Origin of the sequence: Streptomyces canus, from assembly GCF_030815415.1 — a bacterium.
Lineage (GTDB): Bacteria > Actinomycetota > Actinomycetes > Streptomycetales > Streptomycetaceae > Streptomyces > Streptomyces canus_F.
Map to the genome: position 1 here is coordinate 8,417,728 of NZ_JAUSWW010000001.1, position 23,767 is coordinate 8,441,494.

The following is a 23,767-nucleotide window of genomic DNA, read 5'->3' on the forward strand; positions in this document are numbered from 1 at the left end:
CGCCCGGCGGCTGGGCACGGAGGGGAGTCCGCCGGGGTGCGGCCCGGCCCGGCGGTGTGGCTCACCGCCGGGCCGGTGCCGGGTCAGCGCGCCGGGGGTGCGGTGCTCGCGCGGACCACCAGTTCCGTGCCGAGCTCCACCCTCGGCGAGTCCGGCTGCTCGTCGCGGGCCAGCTTGAGCACCGTGCGGACGGCCAGCTTGCCCATGTCGGCGAGCGGTTGACGGACCGTGGTGAGCGGCGGGGCGGACCAGCGGACTTCCGGAAGGTCGTCGAAACCGACCAGGCTCATGTCCTCCGGGACCCGGAGCCCGCGTCTGCGCAGTGCCTCGATCGCGCCGAGCGCCATCTGGTCGCTGGCCGCGAAGATCGCCGTCGGCGGTTCGGGCAGGTCCAGCAGCGCGTTGCAGCCCTCGAAGCCGGACTCGGGGTGGAAGTCGCCGGGGACGACGAGGGAGTCGTCGACCGTGAGCCCCGTGCCCTCCAGGGCGGCGCGGTAGCCGTCGAAGCGGGCTCGGGAGCACAGCAGCCGGGGCGGGCCCGAGATCAGGCCGATCCTGCGGTGGCCGAGCGACAGCAGATGCTCGGTGGCCGCCATGCCGCCCGACCAGTTCGCGGCGCCGATGGTGGGGGCGTCCAGCGCGGGGGAGCCCGCCGGGTCGACGACGACCAGCGGGACGCCGAGGATGCGCAACTCCTCGTGCAGCATCGGCTCCAGGACCGAGGTGACCAGGATGACGCCGTCGGAGGCGCGGGCCCGCAGATTGCGCATCCACTCGCGGGCGTCGCCGGAGCGGCCGTGGATCGCCGAGACCACGGTGCCGACACCGGCCGCGTGCGCCACCTCCTCCACCCCGCGGATGATCTCCACCGCCCAGGGGCTGTCGAGGTCGTTGAAGACCAGGTCGAGCAGGGCCGCACCGCTGGGGGAGGTGCTCGGGCGCTTGCGGTAGCCGTGCCGGCGGAGCAGTTCCTCCACGCGGGCCCGGGTCCTGGGCGACACGTCGGAGCGGCCGTTGACGACCCGGGAGACGGTCGGCACGGAGACGCCGGCCTGTCGGGCGATCTCGGTGATCGTGACCCGGCCCCCGGTCTCGGGCGCCCCCTCGGTGCCGACCTCGTGTGCTGCCAACTCCCCACCTCCGTCGACGGATCGAAACTTCCAGGAGTCTTCCGGAAAACGGGTGCTCATGGGAAGTGCGTCAGGGAGAAGAGCGCATTCCGCATGAGGGACTACACGCAGTGATCACCCCGGGACATGCGTCGGGGCCGGTTCGCAGCACAGGTCTGCGGGCCGGCCCCTCAAGTCACCGGGCGGTCGGTCCCACCGCCCGGCAGCGCCCTCAGGCGGCGGTCATCACCTGTTCGGTGCCCATGGGGCGGTGCGGGGCGATGATCTTGCCGTCGGGCAGGAGCTCACCGGTGTCCTCGAATTGCAGAACGCCGTTGCACAGCAGGCTCCATCCCTGCTCCGGGTGGTGCGCCATGAGTCGGGCGGACTCCCGGTCGGCGGATTCGGCTGTCGGACACGGCGGCTGGTGCTGGCACATTGGTGGGATCTTTCGCTTTGTCGTGGTGTTCATCGCTGCCCCCGTTGTGATAAGTCGGTCGGAACCAGTGTTGCCCCACGGGCGTCAATCCGCAGGGATTTGGCAGCACCGCTACTCACAGGTTCATGACGCATCACCCGCGCGGACGGTTCATTCCAACTGCACTGTCTCTTCGGGTGGTTCGGGATGGTCGGATGGGGCTAGTCCGGACGGGGCGCGGGCAGGAAAAGGGCTCGTACGAGCTGCAATTCGCTCGTACGAGCCCAGTGATCGAAGAGGTCAGGCGAGCTGTCCCAGAAGCGGGGCCGGAGTCGCCCGGTGGGTCAGCACCGGGAGCAGTTCGGCGACGCGGTGCGGCCGGTGGGCCGCGATACCGGGCGGAGCGGGCGCCAGCGGGACGAGCAGATCGGTGGCGGCGGGGTGGCCGGTGGCGCCGTCCGCCGTGAGGTCGCCGTGCAGCCAGAGGGTGAGCATGTAGAGGCCCGGGACCGACAGCAGGCGGGGCTGATAGGGCTGTTGCATGGTCTCGGCCTGGCGCAGCGCACGCTCGGTGGAGGCGATGTAGGGGCCCTCGAAGAAGTGCGAGAAGGCCCAGCCGTCCGGGGTCAGCCGGGTCTCGGCGGCGGCCACCGCACGCTCCTGGCAGCGGATCAGGAAACGCCACCCGGTCAGTCGGGTGGCGGAGGCGCCCGCGGCGGTGATCTCGTCAAGTACGTGTACGGGCAGTGGGAGTTCGGGTGTCGCGGGTCCCTGGGCGGTGCGCAGGGAGGGGGTGCGGGCCTCGCGGAGCGCGGTGGGCGAACCGAGCGCGGTGAGGACGGAGCGAAGTGCGGGCGCGGGAGCCGGGGGGACATGCAGCGGCATGGTGGGTCGCCTCTCATTCGACAGGCACAGTGGCGCGAGGGCGTGGGCGGACGGCGCTGTCAGCTCGCGGGGCCAGAGAGGCGGGGGCCGGGTCATGGGTGCGTGGGGCGTGCGTGAGACCTGTCGTACGTCACCTTGACGACAGGAACAACAGACCGTCGGCGCCAACCTTCTGCCTCGTTCGCGGAGTTTATACGACACGTGTTCAGACGGTGTTTCGTCTACCCGTTTCCGACGTGAACAGCAAGGGCCCATTCGGTCGGCGATACGTGGGAATCATCCCGGTTTTCGGCGGCGGTACGGCGATGACCTCGATGAATACCGGAGGCGCGGTCGGCCGTTTTTCGTCGGCGTTTTTCACGAGGCGGGTGGGGAACCCGAAACTGCACAGTGCCGCATGCCCGGTGAATGTGCCGCCGGTCACTTCCACAGCGTAGCGGGCGCCAAGGGCGGCGCGGGACGTTATCGATCGTCTCCACTGGGCATCATCCCACGTGACCCGACACCGGCGGCCGGATCTTCGGTCCGCCCATCCGAGGAGGGAAGCTTCGATGGGGGAGAAGGTCGCGGCAGGCCGATTCGACCTGTCCGATCGGCAGCTCTACCGCGGCAAGCTCCGCAAGTGCCTGACGGGACTGGAGCGGCTGCTGGCGGAGAAGCGGTTCGATCGCCCGAAGAACCTCATGGGGCTGGAGATCGAACTCAATCTCGCCGGTGCCGACGGTATGCCGAAAATGTTGAATGCGCAGGTTCTCGAGCGTATCGCAAGCCGAGATTTCCAAACAGAACTCGCCATGTTCAACCTGGAAGTCAACATAGCCCCACATCCCTTGGGTGGCCGGGTATTCGACCGGCTCGCCGAAGAACTCCGCACCTCGCTGGCATACGCCCATCGGAAAGCGGGCGAGCTCGATGCGGGAATCGTGATGATCGGCATTCTGCCGACTCTCGACCGGGACGACCTGGTCTCCTCCAACCTCTCGGACGTCGACCGTTACGCGCTGCTCAACGAACAGATCGTGGCCGCCCGGGGCGAGGACTTCGTCCTGGACATCGACGGGGTCGAGCATCTCGTCTGCACCTCGAAGTCCATAGCCCCGGAAGCCGCCTGCACCTCCGTGCAGTTGCATCTCCAGGTCACCCCGGGCCGCTTCGCCGACGTGTGGAACGCGGCGCAGGCCGTCGCCGCCGCCCAGGTCGCCGTAGGAGCCAACTCCCCCTTCCTGTTCGGGCGTGAGCTGTGGCGCGAGTCGCGGCCGCCGCTGTTCCAGCAGTCCACGGACACCCGCCCGCCCGAGCTCCAGGCACAGGGTGTGCGGCCGCGGACCTGGTTCGGGGAGCGGTGGATCTCCTCGGCGCACGACCTGTTCGAGGAGAACCTGCGCTACTTCCCGGCGCTGCTGCCGATCTGCGACGACGAGGATCCGCTGCGGGTCCTCGACCAGGGGGGCGTCCCCTCGCTCGCCGAACTCGTCCTGCACAACGGCACCGTGTACCGCTGGAACCGGCCGGTGTACGGCATCGCCGACGGTGTCCCGCACCTGCGGGTGGAGAACCGCGTCCTGCCCGCGGGGCCCACCGTCACCGACGTCGTCGCCAACGCGGCCTTCTACTACGGCGTGGTCCGCGCCCTCGCCGAGGACTCCCGGCCGGTGTGGACCCGGCTGCCCTTCGAGGCCGCCGCCGCCAACTTCGACGCGGCCTGCCAGCACGGCATCGAGGCCCGTTTCGACTGGCCGCGGCGCGGACGGTACGGCGGCGGGCTGACCCAGGTCGACGCCGTCACCCTGGTGCGCGACGAACTGCTGCCGCTCGCGGCGGCGGGCCTGGACGCGTGGGGGGTCGAACCCGCGGACCGCGACCTGTACCTGGGCGTGATCGACGAGCGGTGCCGGCGGCGGGCCAACGGGGCGACCTGGCAGGCCGCGACGTTCCACCGGGCCCTGGAGTCGGGTCTCGACCGTGACGCCGCGCTCGCCGCGACGACCCGGCGGTACGCAGAGCTGATGCACCTCGGCGAGCCGGTGCACACCTGGCCGGTGGGGTTGCCGAAGCCGGTGCCGCTGGGGTGAGTGGCGGGGGAAGGCGCTGGGGGAAGGGCACGGCCGGACGGCCCGCTCGGCCCTGACCGCTCAGCCTCCGCTCCCCTCCGCCCCCGCCGCCACGATCGCCTTGAGGATCACCTCGTGGATCTGGGACGGGTCGGAGACCTCCTGGCCCGTGCCGCCGGTGGACCCCGCGATCTGCTGGGCCTCTTCGCGGTCGGCGTCGGGGCCGACGGCGATCATGATCAGCGGGACCGGACGGTCGGGGTCGGTGAGTTCCTGCAGGCGCCTGATGAGCGTGGAGCGGGAGATGCTGCCGGGGTCCTGGTTGACGCCGTCGGTCAGCACGACCAGGGCGTTGAACTTGCCCTTGGCGTAGGAGGCGGTGGCCTCCGTGTACGCGGCGAGCGTGGTGTCGTACAGGCCCGTCGCGCCGTTCGGGACCGGCGCCAGTTCGCTGAAGGCCGCCGACAGCTTGTCGCGTTGGGTTCCGCCGTCCTTGCTGTCGCCGAGGCGTCCGGTCGGGACGAGGACGCGGTAGTCCTTGTCGCCGTCCAGCTTGGTGGAGAACTGCCACAGACCGATCTCGTCCTCCGGCGTGAACGTGGCGAGCGCCTGGAGGAGGGATGCCTTGGTCACGTCCATGCGGGACCGGTTCGTGCCTGGGACCAGCTCGGACATGGAGGAGGACGCGTCGACGACCGTGGTGACCCGCGCGCTCTGCACCGTGATCGTCCAGGTGCCGAGAGCCTCCTGGAGGGCCCCCTCCGAGGCCGGCTTGAGGGCGTCCTGCGCGTACGGCTGCGGCTTGCTGCCGCCCGGCCCGCGTCACCAGCGTCCGCGCGACCCCGTCGGCGGAGGTGCGGAACCCGTACTTCTCCATGAGCCGGCGCTGCTCGGGCTTACGCAGATAGTTCATGAACTTCAGCGCCGCCCGGCTCTCGTCGGTGCTCAGCGCCGCCTGGTCGACCAGCGAGTACGGGTAGTCGAGCCGGGGCGAGCCGTCCTTCGGGTAGAAGAGGTCGAGACCCTCGCCGTCGGCCGCGGTGTTGTAGGTGAACGCCGCCTGCTCGCTGAGGATCAGCGCCTGGTTGCGCTTCGGGTTGCCCTGCTCGGTGCCCGAGGCGTCGCGCGGCAGGGTGTCCAGGACCTGGGTGTCGCTGTCGGAGGTGCGCTGCGACAGGCTCTTCATCATGGCCGCGGCCTGGGTGTCCCCGCCCTTGATCTTGGCGGCGCCGGTCCCCAGCTGGGTCAGGGCGAGCAGTCCGGTGGCACTGCGCGAGGGGTCGGCCGAGCCGAGCTTGAGGGAGTCGTCCCGCATCGTGGCGCCGACCAGCTCGATCCAGCTGTACGACTTCTGAGGCCACCCCAGCGACTTGGCGGCCTCCGGGACCATGGCCACACCGACCGGGCTGGAGGCGAAGCTGCCGACCGGGGTCACCTCCGTCGCCTTGGTGTCCGCCGCGATCCGCTGGACCCACAGCTCCGAGTCCGGTACCCACACCTGGACGTCGGTCGGCCTGCCTGCCAGCAGCGTGTCCGTGAGCTTGTACGAGTCGTGCGCCGTCACCTCGACGTCGACGCAGCGGCCGTCGGAGGTGAGGCCGATGTCACGGGCCCGCTCCGCCGCGGCGCGCAGGGCCGGGGCCATGTCGGGCGAGGCGGCGACCTTCAGGTCCACCGCGTCGTCCTGACAGGAGGAACCGAAGGAGAGCAGTCCGCTCTGGACGGCGGCCGCCGTCCCGCCCGCGACGGTCAGCACGAGCACGGTCGCGATGGCCACCGTACGGCGGCGGGTGCGTGGCCGGGGGTCGCTGCCGCCCGCCCCATACTGATCGGGCAAGCTGTGACGTCCCATGACTGTGGTGCCCCTCCCTGTTGTTACCTTCTGCCGGTCTCACGGCCGTATGGCATGCAAAGGGGAGGTCGGCCCCGTACGGTGTCCGTCCCCCAACGGCCAGTCGCGCACGATCTTCGCAACTTCTTTCGAGACCCTAGCGGGGCGGTGGTGGGGATGGGACGGGATTACTGAATTGGAGTCAGGTGTGCAGGGAGAGGCGGGCCGCGTGGCCGATTCTTTTCCGGAGGAGGGGCGTTCGCGGCGGACCTTCCGGGATGAGACGCTGCTCGTTCTGGGGCTTTCGCTCGGTGCGAGCGGAGTGTCCGCCCTGATCAGCTTTGTCGGATCGGTCACCAGACCGGGTGGACTCAAGGACCAGGCGGCCACCCTCAACGCCTCGGCCGCGCCGGGCCGCCCCTGGCTCGATCTGGCCTGGCAGCTCTTCGGGATCGCCTCGTCCCTCGTGCCCGTCCTGCTCGTCGCGCACTTCCTGCTGCGCGAGGGCGGAAGCCTGCGCACCCTAGGCTTCGACCGCACCAGGCCGTGGCCCGACCTCGGCCGCGGCGCGGCGGTCGCGGCGGTGATCGGCAGCACCGGAATCGCCTTCTACCTGGCCGCACGCGGGCTGGGGTTCAACCTCACGGTGGTGCCGGAGGCACTGCCCGAGGTGTGGTGGAAGTACCCGGTACTGATCATGTCCGCGATGCAGAACGCGATCCTCGAAGAGGTCATCGTCGTCGGGTACCTGCTGCGCCGGCTGGGTCAGTTGGGCTGGACGCCCGGGGCCGCGCTGATGGCCAGTTCCGTACTGCGCGGGTCGTACCACCTCTACCAGGGCATCGGCGGCTTCATCGGCAACATGGTGATGGGCGTGGTGTTCGTCTGCCTCTACCGCCGGTGGGGACGGGTGGGGCCCCTGGTGGTGGCGCATTCGCTGCTCGACATCGGGGCGTTCGTCGGCTACGCGCTGCTGGCCGGGAAGGTGGGCTGGCTGCCGACGCCTGCCGGCGGCTGAACCGTGTGCCGGGGTGCGGGCCGTGAGGAAGCCGCCGACCGGTGGGGGCCGTATGTCGATACAGCCCCGCGCCCCTTTCGGGGCGCGGGGGAGCCGCCTACACGAGCAGCTCGCCCTCGATCGTCGTGACCGCCCGGCCGGTGAGGAGCGTGCGGTCGCCGAGCAGCCGGGTGCGGACGCGGCCGGAGCGGGGCGAGGCCTGCAGACCGGTCAGTTCGGTACGGCCCAGCCGCTCGGACCAGAAGGGCGCCAGGGCGGTGTGGGCGCTGCCGGTCACCGGGTCCTCGTCGATGCCGACGTTGGGGAAGAAGCAGCGGGAGACGAAGTCGTAGCCGAGCGCCGGGTTCTCGGCGCGGGCGGTGGCGATGATGCCGCGCTCCGAGTAGGCGCCGAGGGCCTTGTGGTCGGGGGTGAGGGCGTGGACGGTCCTCTCGTCGGCGAGCTCGACGAGGAGGTCGCCGACGTTCGGACCGGTGTCGAAGGCGAGGAGCGGTTCGGCGCCGAGGGCCGTGGCGACCCCCTCCGGGGGCTCGACCGGGGTCAGCGGCGCGGTCGGGAAGTCCAGGGTGATCGACCCGTCCGCAGCGGGCGTCGCGATGAGCACACCGCTCCGCGTGGCGAACCGCACCGGTCCCTCGTGGGCGCCGGAGGTGTGCAGCACATGGGCCGTGGCCAGCGTCGCGTGTCCGCACATGTTGACCTCGGCGGTCGGTGTGAACCACCGCAGCGCCCAGTCGGCCTCGCCGCCCCCGGGAAGACGGTGGGCGAACGCCGTCTCGGCGTGATTGACCTCGACGGCGATGTTCTGCAGCCGGTTGTCGTCCGGGAAGGCGTCCAGCAGCAGGACCCCGGCCGGGTTGCCGGCGAAGGGCCGGTCGGTGAAGGCGTCGACTATTCGGATACGCATGACGCGGAGGCTAGGCCGACCGCGAAGCCGCAGGCCAAGGCCAATCCCGGGTCACTGGACCGATTTGGGGACACCCGGGGGGCCGTGGCCTCTGGACGGGCTCGTCGATGCGGTGCGACTGTCGTCAACGCGTCTCGCGCACACGACAGTTCAGGAGGCCGCCATGTCCCAGCCGTCCGTTCTCGCCGCGCTGCTGTCCGGGCTGCGGAGCGGTGCGATCGAAGTCGTCGATCTCACCTCGCCCCTGTCGTCGCAGACGCCGGTGATCCGGTTGCCCGAAGAGTTCGGGCAGACGCAGGTGTTCGAACTGGAGGAGATCAGCCGGTACGACGACCGGGGGCCGGCCTGGTACTGGAACAACTTCCGCACGGGTGAGCACACCGGTACGCACTTCGACGCGCCCAACCACTGGGTCACCGGCAAGGACCTCGCGGACGTGGCCTCCGTACCGGCGAGCCGGCTGATCGCGCCCGCCGCCGTGCTGGACTTCTCCGCCGCGGCCGCCGAGGACCCGGACTTCCTCGTCGAGGTGGACCACATCAAGGCCTGGGAGGCGGAGCACGGTCCGTTGCCCGAGGGCGGGTGGCTGTTGCTGCGCACCGGCTGGGACGCGCGCTCGCACGCGCAGGAGGAGTTCCTCAACGCCGACGAGAACGGCCCGCACACCCCGGGCCTGTCCCCGGAGTGCGCCCGCTGGGTCGCCGAGGAGTCGCCGGTGATCGGCCTCGGCACCGAGACGGTCGGCACCGACGCCGGAGGCGCCCACTCCTTCGACCCGGCCTTCCCGTGCCACTCCTACCTGATGGGCAACGACAAGTACGGCCTGACCCAGTTGCAGAACCTCGCGGAACTGCCCGCCACCGGTGCCGTCGTCATCGCCGGCCCGCTGCCGATCCTCAACGGCTCCGGCTCACCCGCCCGCGTCCTCGCCCTCGTGGAGCGGTCATGAAGGTCGCCGAAGCCGTCGGCCGGGCCCTGACCGCGGCCGGCGTGGACCATGTGTTCGGCGTGGTCGGCTCGGGCAACTTCCACCTCACCAACGCCATGGTGGCCACCGGGGCCCGCTACGTCGCCGCCCGCCACGAGGGCGGAGCGGCCACCATGGCCGACGCCCACACACGCATGAGCGGGAAGGTCGCCGCGCTGAGCGTGCACCAGGGGCCCGGGCTGACCAACGCCCTGACCGGCATCGCGGAAGCCGCCAAGAGCCGCACGCCCCTCCTCGTGCTCGCGGCCGAGGCGACCCGGCCCACCTCCAACTTCCACGTCGACCAAGAGGCGTTGGCCCAGGCCGTCGGCGCGGTCACCGAGCGCGTGACGTCCCCGCACGCCGCGGTCGAGCAGGCCTGCGACGCCGTACGACGCGCCCTGCACGAGCGCCGTACGGTCCTGCTCAACCTCCCCCTGGACGTGCAGGCCCTGGAGCTGCCCGACACCGCCGCGATCGCCGCCGCCCCGCCACCCGCGCGGGCCGCCGTCGAGCCGTCGGAGTCCGATGTGGCTGCCCTGGTGGCGGCTCTCCGACGCGCCCGCCGCCCCGTGTTCGTGGCCGGCCGGGGCGCCCGCTCACCCGGCGCCCGCGACGCCCTCACCGCGCTCGCCGACCACCACGGCGCGCTGCTCGCCACGTCGGCCGTGGCCCACGGTCTGTTCCACGGCGACCCCTGGTCGCTCGGCATCTCCGGCGGCTTCGCGTCCGACCTGACGGCCGAACTGATCCGGGGCGCCGACCTGATCGTCGGCTGGGGCTGCGCCCTGAACATGTGGACCATGCGGCACGGCCACCTCATCGGCCCGGACGCCACCGTCGTCCAGGTCGACGACGACGCGTCCGCCCTCGGCGCCCAACGGGAGGTCCACCTCGGTGTCGTCGGCGACGTGACCCGCACCGCCCGGCGCGCACTCGACGCGGGCGGCGCTCGGCGGCAGGGGTACCGCGCGCAGGCCATCGGCGCGGGGGTGCGCCGACGGGACGTGCCGTACGAGGACGAGAGCACCCGGGACCGCATCGACCCGCGGACGCTGAGCATCGCCCTTGACGACATCCTCCCGGCGGAGCGGGTCGTCGGCGTGGACTCCGGGAACTTCATGGGATATCCGAGCGCCTATCTGTCGGTGCCCGACCAGGACGGCTTCTGCTTCACGCAGGCCTTCCAGTCGATCGGCCTGGGCCTGGCGACCACGATCGGCGCGGCCCTGGCCCGGCCCGACCGGCTGCCGGTGGCCGTGCTCGGCGACGGTGGCGCGCTGATGGGCGCGGCCGAACTGGACACCGTACGCAGGCTGGGGCTGCCGATGGTGGTGGTCGTCTACAACGACGAGGGGTACGGGGCGGAGGTGCACCACTTCGGTCCGGACGGCTTCCCGCTCGACACGGTCACCTTCCCGCCGACCGACATCGCCGCCATCGCCCGCGGTTACGGCTTCGAGGCGGTGACCGTGCGGACGCGCGCCGATCTCAAGGCGGTCGAGGACTGGGTGGCGGGGCCGCGGTCGGTGCCGCTGCTGGTCGACGCCAAGGTGGCGGGCGAGCACGGGGCCTGGTGGCTGGAGGAGGCCTTCCGAGGGCACTGAGGGAAGGTCGGGCTGTCCGGTCGCGCTGTCAGTCGAGCTGGATGAGCCCCCGGCGCGCGGCCTCCGTCACGGCGGCCGCGCGGTTCTCCACCCTCAGCTTGCGGTAGACGCGCACCAGGTGGGTCTTGACGGTCGCCTCGCTGAGGAACAGGGCCTGGGCGATGGCCCGGTTGCTCAGACCCTCCGCCGCCAGCCGTACGACCTCGACCTCGCGCCCGGTGAGATCCACGTCGGGGCCGACCACCTGGCCGACGAGTTCGCCGACGACCTCGGGGGCGAGGGCCAGGGCGCCGGCGGCGGCGCCACGGACCGCCCGGAAGAGCTCCTCGGGCGGCCCGGCCTTCAGCACGTATCCCCGGGCGCCCGCCTCCAGGGCCCGCACGACGTCGGTCCGCCCGGAGAAGCTCGTCAGCATCAGCGCGGGCACGGCCGGGGCCTCGACGCTCAACCGGCGGACCGCCTCGATGCCGTCGACGGCGGAACCCGCGAACCGGAGGTCCATCAGCACGACGTCCGGCTTCAGCTCCGCGGCGAGACGGACGGCCTCCTCGCCGCTGCCCGCCTCCGCGATCACCTCGAGATCCGGTTCCCCGTCCAACAGGGCCCGCAGCCCGGCGCGGACGACGGCGTGGTCGTCCGCGATCACCAGCCGCACGGTCATCCGGCGGTCGCCGGGGTCAGCCGGGGAGCCGCCGCCGGCAGCACGGCCCGGACCCGGGTGCCCCGGCCGGGTGCGCTGGTGACCCGCAGGTCGCCGCCGCACTCGCGGAGCCGGGCGCGGGCGGCGGGCAGGCCGAAACCGCGGGTCGGGCGGGCGAGGGCCCCGGCGCCCGCGGGGTCGAAGCCCACTCCGTCGTCCTGTACGTCGAGTTCGATCCGGTCCGCCTCGTGGTGAAGGGTGACCAGGACGTTCACCGCGCGGGCGTGCTCGCGCACATTGGCCAGCGTGCCCTGCGCGACCCGGAAGAGGGTGGCGGCCGCCTGCTCGTCCAGGACGGGACGGGGCTCGCCCGCGGACCGGAACCGCACCTGGGCGGCCGGCCCCTCCTGCTCCGCCTGGGCGCACAGCAGCCGCAGCGAACCCTCGAGTCCCTCCTCGGCGACGGCGGACGGTGTGAGGTCGTGGATGATCCGGCGGGTCTCGGCGAGATTGCCGTCCAAGCCGTCGGCCACCGCGCGCACCCGGGCGCGGGCCGCGTCCGGCCGCCGGTCCCAGTCCCGCTCGGCCGCCTGGAGCAGCATCAGGCTGCCCGCGAGTTCCTGGGCCAGCGTGTCGTGCAGGTCGCGGGCGATCCGGGTGCGTTCGGCCAGCACGCCGGCCTGGCGCTGCTGTTCGGCGAGGATGTCGCGGGTGCTCCGCAACTCGTCGAGGAGGCGCTGGCGTTCGGCGGCGTCCCGCTGCTGCGTCCGGTAGAGGGCCACGGTGCCCCAGACCGCCGCGACCGGGACCAGCGCCATCTCCATGTCGAACCGGCCGGTCGAGCCGACCAGTCGCCAGGCCAGTACGCCGGAGATCGCGGCCACCGCGACCAGCGCCGCCCGCTTCCCCAACGCCCGCAGGGCCGCGCACGCCAGCGGTACACCGCACCAGGCGTACGCCCAGGTCACCGGCGCCTCGGCGAGGAACAGGAGGAAGCCCCACAGACCGAGCAGCGTCGTGATCCAGGCGAGCCGGAGGCCGGGGCCGAGTCGGCTCCACAGGCCCAGACCCGCCCCGTACACCACGGCCAGCAGCCCGCTGAGGCTGACCATGTGCCAGCACAGCGGGCTGTGGAGATCGACGAGCCGCACGGCGGCGGCGCCGACGACCAGGAAGAACACGAAGTGCGGGGCGTGTTCCAGGGCGTGTCGGGTGCCGCGGACGGGAACGCGGTCGGTCACGGCAGATCCCCTTGGACTCACTGATCCACTTGGACAGGGCGTCCGAGTCTATCCGGGGGCTGTATGACCGATGTGAAGGGTTGGGGCGCGCTGTTCGCCCCTACGCGCCGGGGTGCAGTCCCAGCCAGCCGGGCGTGGGGTCGCCCTTCACCTCGCCGAAGTACAGGGCGAAGGTCTGCTTCCAGCGCTCGATCGCGGCACGGTCGGCCATGAAGCGGGGGAAGCCGTCGAGGTGCGCGTCGGCATACTCCCAGACCGGCTTGAGGCCTGCCGGGGGAGTGACGTCGGTGCGCACGGACCAGCCGTTGGAGGACCCCTGCTGGGTGGCGAGCGACAGCTGCCAGTTGAGGTACAGCTTGGCCGCGGTCGGGTTCGCGGCCTGCTTCAGGATCGCCGCGCGCTGGCCCCAGGCCATGAACGGGGCGCCTTCCGGCATGACCCACTTCACGGGCCCGGAGGCCAGCGGGGCGCCCCCGCCGCCGATACCGATCGCGTGGGTGCCGGAGCGGACCGCAATGCCGGGGGAGTTGCTGCCTCGTGCGAAGCGTACGTCCTGGGCGGCGAGCCCGGCCGTCCACTCCCAGCCGTACTTCTGGACGTAGAGCGAGTAGAGGTAGAGGACCGCGTCGTCGTCGTGCGGGTAGGAGGAGGCGATCTTGCCCTTCCACTTCGGGTCGACCAGGTCCAGCGGAGTGCGCGGACCGTCCGAGCCGACCGCCGCGGTGTCGTACATGAAGCTGAAGCCGATCGCCCCGATGGCGACCCAGGCGCCGTGCGGGTCCTTGAACTTGTCGTACACCTTGGAGAACCCGGCCGGCTTGTACCGCAGGAGCCTGCCCTGCTCCTTCCAGCGCGTGAAGTCCTGGAGGGTCTGCAGCTGTACGACGTCGGGGACCAGGGTGTCGGTCGCGAGCTGGTTGTCGACGCGGACGTCGTGGTACTTGCTGTAGTCCACGACCAGGGTCAGGTCGATGTCCGGGAACCGCTTGAGGTACGCGGCCTTGGTGAGGTCCTGCTGGGTGGGGGTGTCCCCGCCGGTGCGGACGAGCTTCCCGCCCTCCGCGAGGGTCGCCCGGTAGAGCTCGTCGAGGGTCCTGGTCTCTTCGGATCCGGTGGTGCGCGAAGCGGGGGCGGCCTGGGCCGAGGTGGCGCCGAGCGCACCGATGCCGATGGCCGCACCGGCGCCGGTGGCGAGGACACGTCGCCCGCTGGGGAAGCCGGACATGTTGCGGGACCTCTCTGCTGGGGGGTGACGTACGCAGCTTGTCCGTTGCGGGCGGGTGTTCGCGTCCGCCGGGCGGAGCGATGGGCGCGCTGGAGTGGTAACCGCGGTTCAACCGAACGCTTGACCAGGCCTTTCGACAGAGGCTTGCCATGCGAACTATTCCGATATATCGTTGACGCATCGCGACAGATCAACGATGGATGGAGTGGTAGCGATGCGTTCCCATGGATTCGAACGTGGACACGGTGGACCCGGCCCCCGCGGCGGCCGAGGCGGCTTCGACGGACGGCGTGGTGCCTTCGGCCCCTTCGGGCCGGGCGGCGGCCCCGGTGGTTTCGGCGGACCCGGCTTCGGCGGCCCGGGCCCCTGGGGGCCTCGAGGGCGTGGCGGACCGAGGGGGAGGGCGCGGCGCGGCGATGTACGCGCGTCGATCCTGGCCCTGCTCAGGGACCGGCCCATGCACGGGTACGAGATGATCCAGGAGATCGCCGAACGCAGCGGCGGGGCGTGGAAGCCCAGCCCGGGTTCGGTGTACCCCACCCTTCAGCTGCTGGAGGACGAGGGCCTGATCGCCAGCGAGAGCGAGGGCGGCAAGAAGCTGTTCGCGCTCACCGAGGCGGGCCGCACCGCGGCCGAGGAAGGTCCGGACGCGCCCTGGGAGGAAGCCTCCCGCGGGGTCGACTTCGAGGCGCTGAACGAGGTCCGCCAGGCCGGCTTCGGGCTGATGGAGGCTTTCGGTCAGGTCTGGAAGACCGGCAGCAAGGAGCAGCGCGAGAAGGCCCTCGCGGTCATCACCGATGCCCGCAAGAAGCTGTACCTGATCCTCGCCGACGAGGATTGACGGTCGCAGAGCAGTGAAAAGGCGCCCCGCGGAGCGATCCGCGGGGCGCCTTCGTGTGCGCTGCCGGCCGCCGTCAGGTCACCAGCCCGGCCAGCTTGCGCAGCGACTCGTTGAGCGCGGCGGTCGCCGAGTCCTTGAGCTTGCCCGCCATCAGCGCCACCGCGGCGCCCGTGAACTCGCCGTCGATACGGACCGTCGTCGCGTCGCCGTCCGGGGTGAGGGTGTAGCGGTTGGCGACGGTCACCGCCATCGGACCCTTGCCGCGGATGGCCAGCACCCGGGCCGGCTCCAGTTCCTCGATGGTCCACTCGACCTCGGCCGGGAAGCCCATCAGCTTCATGTTCTCCTGGAACGTGGCGCCTACTTCGAGGGCCGTGGGGCCGCCCTGCGGGAAGCTGGTGTGGGTGGCGTTCCACTCTCCGTACGCGGGCCAGTCCGTGAGCTGCGCCCACACCTTCTCGGCCGGTGCCTCGATGCGTGCCTCGGCGCTGACTTCGGCCATGCGACCACCCCTTCGGATCGGGCTACGGTGTCGCGGAACGTAGCCGCAGGGCCTGAAACATTCAATGCTGATGAACCGTCAGAAAGTGTGGAGGCCCCTGACCGGCCGTGCCGCTCAGGCGACGAGCCGTATCACCGCCGCGTCGAACAGGTCCCACGCGTCCGCCGGGGCGTACACCCGGTACACGTACTGCCTGCCGTCGATGGCCGGCAGAGCCACCAGCCAGAACCTGCTCTCCATGTCCGTGTCGGACGAACGGGACAGCGGGGTGGTTGCGTTCGGGGCGCGGGGCAAGCAGGCGTGCGCCGCCGCCCGGTGAACGGCCTGATCTCATCCGTAAGGAGGAGATTCCGGCCCTCGGGGTCCACTCTGTGTGGGACGCGAAAATGGTTCCCTCCGGGGATGACCCGGGTCGGCGTGGCTGATGAGGTGGGGGATGTGCCACCCCGTATCCCCCGGCAGTTTGTGAACGAGCCGGGCAGCAACCGCGCGGACATCGATGCCAGGCTCGGCGAAGAGCTGGCGGCGGTGGTCTCCGGAGCGCGCCGCCGATCGGTCCGGGACGGGGACCGGCAGATCGACACGGCCCATCTGCTGCACTCGCTCCTGGAGCACGACCCCGAGGTGCGCACCGTCTTCGAGGACGGCCCGCAGCTCGCGCGGCTGCTCGGCTATCTCGTGCAGCGCAGTATCGGCTACGGGCTGCGCTGGCAGGGCAGCGTCGAGGACTCCGGCCCGGTCCCCGTGGTCCCCGAGGCGGAGGGCCTCTCGCCGCTGGCCTCCGGTGCGATGGAGTACGCCCGTGAGCGCGCCGTCCGCCGCGGCGCCGACCGCGCGAACGGGACCGACCTGCTGGCGGCCCTCGTCGCCGACCCGCAGGCCCGAGCCGTCGAGGTCCTCACCCGCGCGGGCATCGACGCGGGGGCGGTGCTGGGCCGGATCGAGAGCCGGGCGCAAAGCCCTTCCTGAGCTCGACGCGGCACCCCTTTGGGTCTGCCCGCGGGCACCCCTCGTCCCACCTGTGCGGCACCCCCTTGTCCCGGTCGTGCCGGTCCAGCCGCTGAGACAGGTGTCATCGGAGGTGACGCTCCTGTCGTCCCCTGTCATCATGTGTCGGTGCATACGACTGACAGCAGGGGCGGCAACCGCGGAAAGGGCATCGGGCTCGGGCTCGCGCTCGCGTCGGCGGTCGCCTTCGGAGGATCCGGTGTCGCGGCCAAGCCGCTGATCGAGGCGGGGCTCGACCCGCTCCATGTGGTGTGGCTGCGCGTGACCGGCGCGGCGCTCGTGATGCTGCCGCTCGCCGTCCGTCACCGCGCGCTGGTGCGCAGCCGCCCCGCGCTGCTCGCCGGGTTCGGACTGCTGGGCGTGGCCGGCGTCCAGGCGTTCTACTTCGCCTCGATCTCCCGCATACCCGTCGGCGTCGCGCTGCTCGTCGAGTACCTCGCCCCCGCCCTCGTCCTCGGCTGGGTCCGCTTCGTGCAGCGGCGGCCGGTCACGCGGGCCGCCGCGCTAGGGGTGGTCCTCGCGGTCGGTGGACTCGCCTGTGTCGTGGAGGTCTGGTCGGGGCTGAGCTTCGATGCCGTGGGCCTGCTCCTGGCACTGGGCGCCGCCTGCTGCCAGGTCGGCTACTTCGTCCTGTCCGACCAGGGCAGCGACTCCGGTGCCGATGCCCCCGATCCGCTCGGCGTCATCGCGTACGGCCTTCTCGTCGGCGCCGCCGTGCTCACCGTCGTCGCCCGCCCCTGGACGATGGACTGGTCCGTCCTCGGCGGCACCGGGGACATGAACGGCACCCCGGTCGCCGCCGCGCTGCTGCTGTCCTGGATCGTTCTGATCGCCACGGTCGTCGCCTACGTCACCGGCGTGGTCTCCGTGCGCCGCCTCTCCCCGCAGGTCGCCGGCGTCGTCGCCTGCCTCGAAGCGGTCATCGCGACCGTCCTGGCCTGGGTCCTGCTCGGCGAGCACCTGTCCGCCCCGCAGATCATCGGCGGCGCGGTCGTCCTGGCCGGGGCCTTCATCGCGCAGTCCTCGGCGCCCGCCCATCCCGCCCCGGAGCCGGTGGCGAGCGGCGGCCCGGAAAGGGAGTTGTCGGCCCGGTCGAGCGCCCCCTAGGCTGCCGATCATGCATTCCCACCGCGTCATCCTCGCGCCGCCCGCCGCCTGAGGCGGGCCCTCCGGAGATCACGCCCGGCTGTGCGCCGGGCGGAACGGTGCTGCCCGCGGACGAAGTCCACGGACCCCGCTGAGCCGGGCTCCTCACTTCTCCATGTCTGCGGAGACGACACGTGTCGAATGCTGCTTCCGGCCTGCCCATCGGGCGAGGCCTTCTCTACCTGTTCATCGCCGGTGCCGCCTGGGGCACCGCGGGCGCGGTCGCCGCGCTGGCCTACGAGGTCAGCGACCTGGGACCGGTCGCCCTGTCCTTCTGGCGCTGCGCATCCGGACTCGTCCTGCTCACCGCCGTACGCCTGGTGCGCCCACGGCCCCTGACCGCCGTACGGGAACCGTTCCGCCGCAAGGCACTGCGGGCGGGTGCCACGGGCCTCGGGCTCGCCGTGTTCCAGACCGGCTATTTCGCGGCGGTGGAATCCACCGGACTCGCCGTGGCCACGGTCGTCACGCTCGGCGCGGGTCCCGTCTTTGTCGCGCTCGGCGCACGACTGACCCTGGGGGAGCGGCTCGGGCGCGGCGGGGCCGTCGCCGTCGCCGGCGCGCTCGCCGGGCTCGGGGTACTGACGCTCGGCGGCGGGGGTTCGGCCGTCCGTCCGTCGGGCGTACTGCTCGGGCTGGTGTCGGCGGCCGGAGGGTCGTCGATGACGCTGCTCACGCGCCGCTGGGGTCGTGACGGCGGGGCGGACGCCGCCCGTACGTCCGTCGGGGTGTTCGCCGTCACCAGCGTGCTGCTGCTGCCGTTCGCCCTGGCCGAGGGCCTGGTGCCGCACACCGCGCGACCCGATCTGCTGCTCTGGCTGCTGGCCTACCTCGCGGCCGTCCCCACGGCCCTCGCCTACGGCCTCTACTTCGCGGGCGCGGCCGCCGTACGGTCGGCCACCGTGTCCGTGATCATGCTGCTCGAACCGGTCGGCGCGGCGGTGCTCGCCGTCGTCCTGCTCGGCGAGCGGCTGACGATGCCGACCCTCGCCGGCACTCTGCTCATGCTCGGGGCCGTCACGGGGCTGGCGGTGACGGAGGCACGCGGAGCGCGACGGCCGGCGGTCTGACGCCGAGGGGCCCTCACCTGGTGGTGAGGGCCCCTTCGCTCAGGCTCCGCGGCGGCGCAGCAGATGCTCGCGCGCCGCCGCGTCACCCGGCCCCGACCGTTCCGTCAGCCCCTCCACGATCCGGTCCTGCACCTCCGGCGTCCGATGGTTCGCGTACTTGAACTTCGCGCGTACACCGGTGACTTCGAGCCGCACACCCCGCAGACCGGACAGCAGCCGACCGTACGGCGCCTCGCCGACCGCCGCCTCGGCGGAGCCGCCTTCCGGCTGGAAGTGGCCGACCTGGCGGTTGAGCAGCGCAGCCTTCTCCGCCGGGTCGTCCACGACATGGGCCCGGCAACGGAGTTGGACCGCCGCGTAGAAGCTGGTCGGTGTGCCGTGTTCGGGTGGGCTGTCCGGGGGCGCCTGCCAGGGGCCGGGGATGTACGCGTAGTCGTCGACCACGCTCAGCACGACCTCCGGGTCCGCCAGCAGCGCGGGCCACATCGGGTTCGGCCGGGCCAGATGGGTCAGAACCACTCCGCTGGGGGCGTCGTACGTGAAGTGCAGCGGCTGGGCGTACGGCGGCTCGCCGTCCAGGCCGTTGACGACCAGCGTGCCGAAGTCGTGCACGGCCAGCCACTGTTGCCATTCGGCGTCGTCGTGGGGCGCGTCCCAGGGGTGGATCAGCATCACAGCGCCCGGAGGTAGTCGGGCAGTTCGGTCCCCGGGGCCAGGAGCGGGTCGGCGACCGGGGTCTCGTAGCCCTTGCGCAGCGGGACCACTCCGGCCCAGTGCGGGAGGTCGAGGTCCTCGGGCTCGTCGTTCACGCCACCCGTACGGATCTTCGCGGAGACCGCGTCCAAGTCGAGGCGGATCACGGCGGTGGCGGCCAGCTCCTTCTTGTTGGCCGGCCGCGAGTCCTTGGAACGGCCGGCCACCACCTGGTCGACGAGCGCGTCCAGGGCGAGGAACTTCTCCTGCGGGTCCGTCACGTCGTACGCGGTGCCGTGCACCACCACGGACCGGTAGTTCATCGAGTGGTGGAAGCCCGAGCGGGCCAGGATCAGCGCGTCGACATGGGTCACCGTCAGGCACACCGGCAGCCCCGGGTCGGCCTGGCCGGTCATCCGCAGCGGACGCGAGCCCGTCGAGCCGTGCACATAGAGCCGTTCGCCGACCCGGCCGAAGAGCGTGGGCAGCACGACCGGCGCGCCGTCCCGGACGAAGCCGAGATGGCAGACGCAGGCCTCGTCGAGTATCGCGTGCACGATCTCCTTGTCGTACGACGCCCGGTCCGCGGAGCGGGTGGGGACCGTGCGGTCGGTCGCCGGGTAGGCGGTCGGCTGAGGCGTCGGCTGCTGGGTCCCCTGCATGGCTCTCTCCATTTGCGGTCTATATTGCACTAGTGCATAATCTGCTTTGTGCTAGGAGGATACAAGATCCAAGGGCGTCGCGCAGCTGAGATCGCGGCGAGCGTCGAGCGTGCGGTGGGTTCCGGCGAGCTGGAACCGGGCCAACTGCTGCCGCCCATGAGGGAGTTGGCGGCCGAGCTGGAGGTGAATCCCAACACCGTCGCGGCCGCCTACCGAACCCTGCGGGAGCGCGGGGTCATCGAGACCGCGGGACGCCGGGGCAGCAGGGTGCGGCCCCGACCGGCCACGACCGGGCGCGAGGCCGACCGGACGGATGTGCCCGAGGGGGTGCGGGACGTGGCGAACGGCAACCCGGACCCCGGGCTGCTGCCACCGCTGGCGAAGGCGTTCGCGGCGGCGGCCGAGCGGAACGACCGGGAGCCGGTCCTGTACGGCGACGCCGCCGTCGAGCCGGAGCTGGCACGCCTGGCGCGGGCCGCGCTGGACGCCGACGGGGTACCGGACGGGCCTGTGCACGTCGCCTCCGGTTCGCTCGACGTGGTCGAGCGCGTCCTCGCCGTCCACCTCAAGCCCGGCGACACCGTCGCCGTCGAGGATCCCGGCTGGGGCAGCCTGCTCGACCTCGTCCCGGCGATCGGGCTGCGCACGGCTCCCGTCCGCGTCGACGACGAGGGGCCGCTCCCGGACGACGTGCGGCGGGCGCTGGGAGCGGGGGCGCGGGCGCTGATCGTGACCGACCGGGCGCAGAATCCGACCGGGGCGGCGGTGAGTGCGGGGCGCGAGAGGGCGCTGCGGGCGGTGCTGAAGGAGTACCCGCAGGTGCTGCTCATCGAGGACGACCATGGGCACGGCATCGTGGATCTGCCACTGCACCCCTTGGCGGGTGTCACGCACAGCTGGGTTTTCGTGCGGTCGGCGGCCAAGGCGTACGGGCCGGATCTGCGGCTGGCCGTGTTCACCGGCGACGCCGTGACGGTCGACCGGGTGCGGGGGCGGCAGCGGGTGGGCCCCGGCTGGGTGAGCCGGATCGGTCAGCGGGCCCTGGCGGGGCTGTGGTCCGAGGGCGCGGTGGACACCAGGGCCGTGTCGGCGGCGTATGCCGGGCGGCGGGACGTGCTGATCGGGGCTCTGGCGGAGCGCGGGATCGCCGCGCACGGCCGCAGCGGCATGAACGTGTGGATTCCGGTGCCGGACGAGACCGGGGCGGTGGCACGGCTGCTGCACGCGGGGTGGGCGGTGGCCCCCGGGGCCCGCTTCCGGACGGGCGCGGGTCCCGGGATCCGGGTCACGGTGTCCACGCTGACGCGGAGGGAGGCGGTGTCGCTGGCGGAGGCCATCGCCGCGGCGGTCGGGGCCGGGCCGGTGCGGGGGTACGCCTAGCGGGCGGCGAGGTCGCGAGGGGGGTGCGGCTCGGCCGGGGGTCGGTCGCGCCGCGCGGCGGAACCGCGCGTCGATACGGCCCCGCGCCCCTGACGGGGCGCTGCGGCGCACCTGCGTCAGAGCCGCTCCCGCCAGGACGATCACCGCTCCCACCGGGGTCGACCAGCTGAGCGACTCGCCGAGGATCGCGACGCCCGCGGCGGTGGCGATGACCGGGATGAAGTACGTGACCATCTGCGCGGTCGTGGGACCGACCTCCGCGACCAGGCCGTACTGGACGAGGAGGGCCAGGCCCGTACCGAGGGCGCCCAGGGCGGCGATCGCCAGCAGGGGCGGCACGGCGAAGCGGCTGGGAAGGTCGGTGAACAGCGGGGTCACGATGGCCAGTTGCAGGGTCGCCAGCAGCAACTGGGCACCGGTCATGGAGAGATGGGAATGGCCGGCCCCGGCCAGCGTGCGGCGGACGTAGATCCAGCCGATCGGGTAGCTCAGCGAGGCCAGCAGGGCCATCGCGGTGCCCCGGGCGTCCAGGCCGTGGAAGCCCTGCCAGGCGCCCAGGACCGTCAGGACGCCGAGGAAGCCGAGGCCGAGACCGGCGACCCGGGTCCGGGTGGGGCGGTCCTCCGACAGGGCGACCAGCGACAGGGTCATGCCCCACAGCGGCGAGGTCGCGTTGCAGATGCCCGCGAGCGTGGACGGGATCGTCAGCTCCGCGTAGGCGAAGAGGGAGAAGGGCAGGGCGTTCACCAGGAACGCGGCCACCGTCAGATGGCCCCAGGTGCGCGCCCCGCGCGGCAGCCGCTCCCGCTTCACCGCCATCGCCGCCGCCAGGACCGCCGTCCCGAACAGCAGCCGGCCCAGCGTGACCTGGAAGGGGGCGTACCCCTCGGTGCCCACCTTGATGAGCAGGAAGCTGAAGCCCCAGATCAGCGAGAGGACGGCGAAGCGCAGACGCCAGTCGAGGGCGCGGGTCCGGGTGGGGACGGCAGTGGTCATGGGGCAACCCTGACGCCGATCACCGCGTAGCACAATCGAGATTTTCACCCCGGTATCTCGTAGCATTGCTTACATGTTGAATCTGGAGCGCCTGCGCACCCTCGACGCCCTCGCCCGGCACGGCTCGGTGAGCGGCGCCGCCGAGGGGCTGCACATCACGACCTCGGCCGTCTCGCAGCAGATGTCCAAGCTGGAGCGTGAGGTCGGCCAGCAGCTTCTCGCCAAGAACGGCCGGGGGGTGCGGCTCACGGACGCCGGCCGGCTGCTCGCGGAGCACGCGGCCCGCATTCTGTCCCAGGTCGAGCTCGCCCAGTCCGATCTGGAGGCCCAACGCGGGCAGGTCGTCGGCGAGTTGCGGCTCTCGGCGTTCCCGACCGCCGCGCGCGGACTGTTCCCCGCCGCACTCGCCGCCCTCAAGGCGGAGCACTCCGCGCTGCGGGTCCGCTCGTGCGAGCTGGAGCCGGAGCTCGGCATCGCGGGGGTGGTCCGCGGTGACCTCGACCTCGCCGTGGTCCTGGACTGGTACAACAAGCCGATGCCGCTGCCGGACGGCCTGGTCAAGGCGTCCGTCCTGGACGACCCGGCGGATGTCGCGATGCCGGTCGGGCACCGGCTCGCCGACCGTGACGAGGTGGACCTCGCCGAGTTCGCCGACGACGAGTGGATCACCTGGGGGCAGGGCGAGTTCTGTCACGAATGGCTGATGTTCACCCTGCGTTCCAAGGGCATCGAGCCCATCGTCGGCCACCGCGCCGCCGAGACCCACACCCAACTCGGGCTCGTCGCCGCCGGGTTGGGCATCTGCATCGCCCCGCTGCTGGGCCGGCACCCGATGCCCGACGGCGTCGTCACCGTCCCGCTCAAGCAGCGGGTCCGCCGGCATGTCTACGTCGTCTGGCGCGCGGACGCCGACCGCCGCCCGTCGATCAGGGCGGCGGTCGAGGCGCTGCGCGAGGCCGCGGCGAACGTCGGCTGAACTGCCCTACAGGGCGGCGAGCTTGCGGAAGTCCCAGGACACGATCTTGTCCGGCGTCAGCCGCATCCACGCATGCCGTCCGTCGTGCGGCATCTCGTCGAGCCCGAAGTTCTTGCGCGCGAACAGCGTCTCCGGGACGTCGAGTTCGGCGTGCAGATCCCCGACGCGCGGGGCCTCGCCCACGAACTCCACGGCACCGGACAGCTCGACGCCGCGCAGCTCGTCGTACTCCTCACCGGTGTCGACCACGATCGCGACCCGAGGATCGCGGCGCACGTCGGTCCAGCGCTTGCTCTTCACCACCGAGTACAGCCACAGCGAGGTGCCGTCCCAGGCGAACCAGAGCGTGCTGACATGCGGGGCGCCACCCGTCGACACGGTGGCGACCCGGCAGGTGCGCTGGCTGGTGAGGAACTCGTCCAGCTCGCCCGGCGTCATCATGATCTTCCGGCCCCGGCGCTGAGTGACGGTCATGCGGCCCCCTCTTCCTTCTCCCACGTCGTGCCAGAGGAGAGATCCTCTGACATCACGTCAGAAAAGGATGCGGCGTCTTCCGTCCCCACGCAATGGTGGCTACGCTCCCGGCTCCACCGT

23 protein-coding genes and 2 pseudogenes are annotated in these 23,767 nt (G+C 72.0%); 10 read left to right on the plus strand and 15 right to left on the minus strand.

What is annotated here, in order from left to right; translation table 11 throughout:
• Nucleotides 1-83: 83 nt before the first annotated feature.
• The 4 genes from QF037_RS38935 to QF037_RS38950 all read right to left on the minus strand — a co-directional run bounded on the left by QF037_RS38935 (nt 84) and on the right by QF037_RS38950 (nt 2,836).
• Entirely contained in the window at nt 84-1,130 is a 1,047-nt protein-coding gene (locus QF037_RS38935; protein ID WP_307033505.1) for a LacI family DNA-binding transcriptional regulator, read from the minus strand.
• A gap of 211 nt (nt 1,131-1,341) precedes the next feature.
• Complete coding sequence (locus tag QF037_RS38940) at nt 1,342-1,548, minus strand: DUF5999 family protein (protein ID WP_046258677.1); 207 nt, start codon at nt 1,546-1,548, stop codon at nt 1,342-1,344.
• 279 nt (nt 1,549-1,827) lie between these two features.
• Nucleotides 1,828-2,412 carry a hypothetical protein gene (locus tag QF037_RS38945; protein WP_307033507.1) on the minus strand — a complete coding sequence of 195 codons (585 nt, stop codon included), beginning with the start codon at nt 2,410-2,412 and terminating at the stop codon, nt 1,828-1,830.
• Between the two features lie 205 nt (nt 2,413-2,617).
• Nucleotides 2,618-2,836, minus strand: coding sequence for a hypothetical protein (locus QF037_RS38950; protein WP_307033509.1), 219 nt, complete (start codon nt 2,834-2,836; stop codon nt 2,618-2,620).
• Nucleotides 2,837-2,963: 127 nt separating this feature from the next.
• Here QF037_RS38950 and QF037_RS38955 point away from each other — a divergent pair, with 127 nt between their 5' ends.
• Nucleotides 2,964-4,484 carry a glutamate--cysteine ligase gene (locus QF037_RS38955; RefSeq protein WP_307033511.1) on the plus strand — a complete coding sequence of 507 codons (1,521 nt, stop codon included), beginning with the start codon at nt 2,964-2,966 and terminating at the stop codon, nt 4,482-4,484.
• Between the two features lie 60 nt (nt 4,485-4,544).
• Here QF037_RS38955 and QF037_RS38960 read toward each other — a convergent pair.
• A pseudogene (locus tag QF037_RS38960) lies at nt 4,545-6,315 on the minus strand (substrate-binding and VWA domain-containing protein).
• A gap of 187 nt (nt 6,316-6,502) precedes the next feature.
• On the opposite strand from QF037_RS38960, the gene QF037_RS38965 reads away from it, so the two are divergent.
• Nucleotides 6,503-7,312 (plus strand): CPBP family intramembrane glutamic endopeptidase, encoded by an 810-nt coding sequence (locus QF037_RS38965; protein ID WP_307033513.1) that lies wholly within the window; start codon nt 6,503-6,505, stop codon nt 7,310-7,312.
• A gap of 97 nt (nt 7,313-7,409) precedes the next feature.
• On the opposite strand, the gene QF037_RS38970 is transcribed toward QF037_RS38965, so the two are convergent.
• Nucleotides 7,410-8,219 (minus strand): PhzF family phenazine biosynthesis protein, encoded by an 810-nt coding sequence (locus tag QF037_RS38970; RefSeq protein ID WP_307033515.1) that lies wholly within the window; start codon nt 8,217-8,219, stop codon nt 7,410-7,412.
• A 163-nt stretch (nt 8,220-8,382) separates the two neighbouring features.
• On the opposite strand from QF037_RS38970, the gene QF037_RS38975 reads away from it, so the two are divergent.
• Nucleotides 8,383-9,168, plus strand: coding sequence for a cyclase family protein (locus QF037_RS38975; protein WP_307033517.1), 786 nt, complete (start codon nt 8,383-8,385; stop codon nt 9,166-9,168).
• Nucleotides 9,165-10,793 (plus strand): thiamine pyrophosphate-binding protein, encoded by a 1,629-nt coding sequence (locus QF037_RS38980; protein ID WP_307033519.1) that lies wholly within the window; start codon nt 9,165-9,167, stop codon nt 10,791-10,793. The genes QF037_RS38975 and QF037_RS38980 overlap by 4 nt, the downstream gene beginning before the upstream one ends.
• Nucleotides 10,794-10,821: 28 nt before the next feature.
• Here the strand turns inward: QF037_RS38980 and QF037_RS38985 are convergent, their stop codons facing one another.
• From QF037_RS38985 to QF037_RS38995, 3 genes are all read right to left on the minus strand, one after another.
• Entirely contained in the window at nt 10,822-11,454 is a 633-nt protein-coding gene (locus QF037_RS38985; RefSeq protein ID WP_307033521.1) for a response regulator transcription factor, read from the minus strand.
• Nucleotides 11,451-12,674 (minus strand): sensor histidine kinase, encoded by a 1,224-nt coding sequence (locus QF037_RS38990; protein ID WP_307033523.1) that lies wholly within the window; start codon nt 12,672-12,674, stop codon nt 11,451-11,453. The genes QF037_RS38985 and QF037_RS38990 overlap by 4 nt, the downstream gene beginning before the upstream one ends.
• A gap of 100 nt (nt 12,675-12,774) precedes the next feature.
• The gene (locus QF037_RS38995; RefSeq protein ID WP_307033526.1) at nt 12,775-13,899 is read right to left on the minus strand and encodes an ABC transporter substrate-binding protein; all 1,125 of its coding nucleotides are present in this window, start codon (nt 13,897-13,899) and stop codon (nt 12,775-12,777) included.
• A gap of 214 nt (nt 13,900-14,113) precedes the next feature.
• Here QF037_RS38995 and QF037_RS39000 point away from each other — a divergent pair, with 214 nt between their 5' ends.
• Nucleotides 14,114-14,740, plus strand: a complete 627-nt coding sequence (locus tag QF037_RS39000) for a PadR family transcriptional regulator (protein WP_307033528.1) — start codon at nt 14,114-14,116, stop codon at nt 14,738-14,740.
• Between the two features lie 73 nt (nt 14,741-14,813).
• Here the strand turns inward: QF037_RS39000 and QF037_RS39005 are convergent, their stop codons facing one another.
• Nucleotides 14,814-15,242: a type II toxin-antitoxin system Rv0910 family toxin gene (locus tag QF037_RS39005; RefSeq protein WP_266832712.1), complete on the minus strand. Its 429-nt coding sequence runs from the start codon at nt 15,240-15,242 to the stop codon at nt 14,814-14,816.
• A gap of 114 nt (nt 15,243-15,356) precedes the next feature.
• Nucleotides 15,357-15,482, minus strand: coding sequence for a hypothetical protein (locus QF037_RS39010; protein ID WP_307033531.1), 126 nt, complete (start codon nt 15,480-15,482; stop codon nt 15,357-15,359).
• A 198-nt stretch (nt 15,483-15,680) separates the two neighbouring features.
• Here QF037_RS39010 and QF037_RS39015 point away from each other — a divergent pair, with 198 nt between their 5' ends.
• The 3 genes from QF037_RS39015 (at nt 15,681) to QF037_RS39025 (ending at nt 18,466) form a co-directional block, all read left to right on the plus strand.
• Nucleotides 15,681-16,211: a Clp protease N-terminal domain-containing protein gene (locus QF037_RS39015; protein ID WP_307033533.1), complete on the plus strand. Its 531-nt coding sequence runs from the start codon at nt 15,681-15,683 to the stop codon at nt 16,209-16,211.
• Nucleotides 16,212-16,352: 141 nt separating this feature from the next.
• Nucleotides 16,353-17,357 carry an EamA family transporter gene (locus tag QF037_RS39020; protein WP_307033535.1) on the plus strand — a complete coding sequence of 335 codons (1,005 nt, stop codon included), beginning with the start codon at nt 16,353-16,355 and terminating at the stop codon, nt 17,355-17,357.
• A 173-nt stretch (nt 17,358-17,530) separates the two neighbouring features.
• Complete coding sequence (locus tag QF037_RS39025) at nt 17,531-18,466, plus strand: DMT family transporter (RefSeq protein WP_307033537.1); 936 nt, start codon at nt 17,531-17,533, stop codon at nt 18,464-18,466.
• 39 nt (nt 18,467-18,505) lie between these two features.
• On the opposite strand, the gene QF037_RS39030 is transcribed toward QF037_RS39025, so the two are convergent.
• A complete protein-coding gene (locus tag QF037_RS39030; RefSeq protein WP_307033539.1) occupies nt 18,506-19,138 on the minus strand; it encodes an FMN-binding negative transcriptional regulator in 633 nt (210 codons plus the stop codon).
• Nucleotides 19,138-19,821: a pyridoxamine 5'-phosphate oxidase family protein gene (locus QF037_RS39035; RefSeq protein WP_307033540.1), complete on the minus strand. Its 684-nt coding sequence runs from the start codon at nt 19,819-19,821 to the stop codon at nt 19,138-19,140. The genes QF037_RS39030 and QF037_RS39035 overlap by 1 nt, the downstream gene beginning before the upstream one ends.
• Nucleotides 19,822-19,869: 48 nt before the next feature.
• On the opposite strand from QF037_RS39035, the gene QF037_RS39040 reads away from it, so the two are divergent.
• A complete protein-coding gene (locus QF037_RS39040) occupies nt 19,870-21,201 on the plus strand; it encodes an aminotransferase class I/II-fold pyridoxal phosphate-dependent enzyme (RefSeq protein WP_307033542.1) in 1,332 nt (443 codons plus the stop codon).
• A gap of 105 nt (nt 21,202-21,306) precedes the next feature.
• Here QF037_RS39040 and QF037_RS39045 read toward each other — a convergent pair.
• Nucleotides 21,307-22,197, minus strand: a pseudogene (locus QF037_RS39045) (DMT family transporter); the annotation flags it as partial.
• A gap of 73 nt (nt 22,198-22,270) precedes the next feature.
• On the opposite strand from QF037_RS39045, the gene QF037_RS39050 reads away from it, so the two are divergent.
• On the plus strand, nt 22,271-23,173 hold the full coding sequence (locus QF037_RS39050; protein WP_307033544.1) for a LysR family transcriptional regulator: 903 nt from the start codon (nt 22,271-22,273) through the stop codon (nt 23,171-23,173).
• A 6-nt stretch (nt 23,174-23,179) separates the two neighbouring features.
• Here QF037_RS39050 and QF037_RS39055 read toward each other — a convergent pair whose 3' ends face one another.
• A complete protein-coding gene (locus QF037_RS39055) occupies nt 23,180-23,647 on the minus strand; it encodes a pyridoxamine 5'-phosphate oxidase family protein (protein ID WP_307033546.1) in 468 nt (155 codons plus the stop codon).
• Nucleotides 23,648-23,767 lie beyond the last annotated feature (120 nt).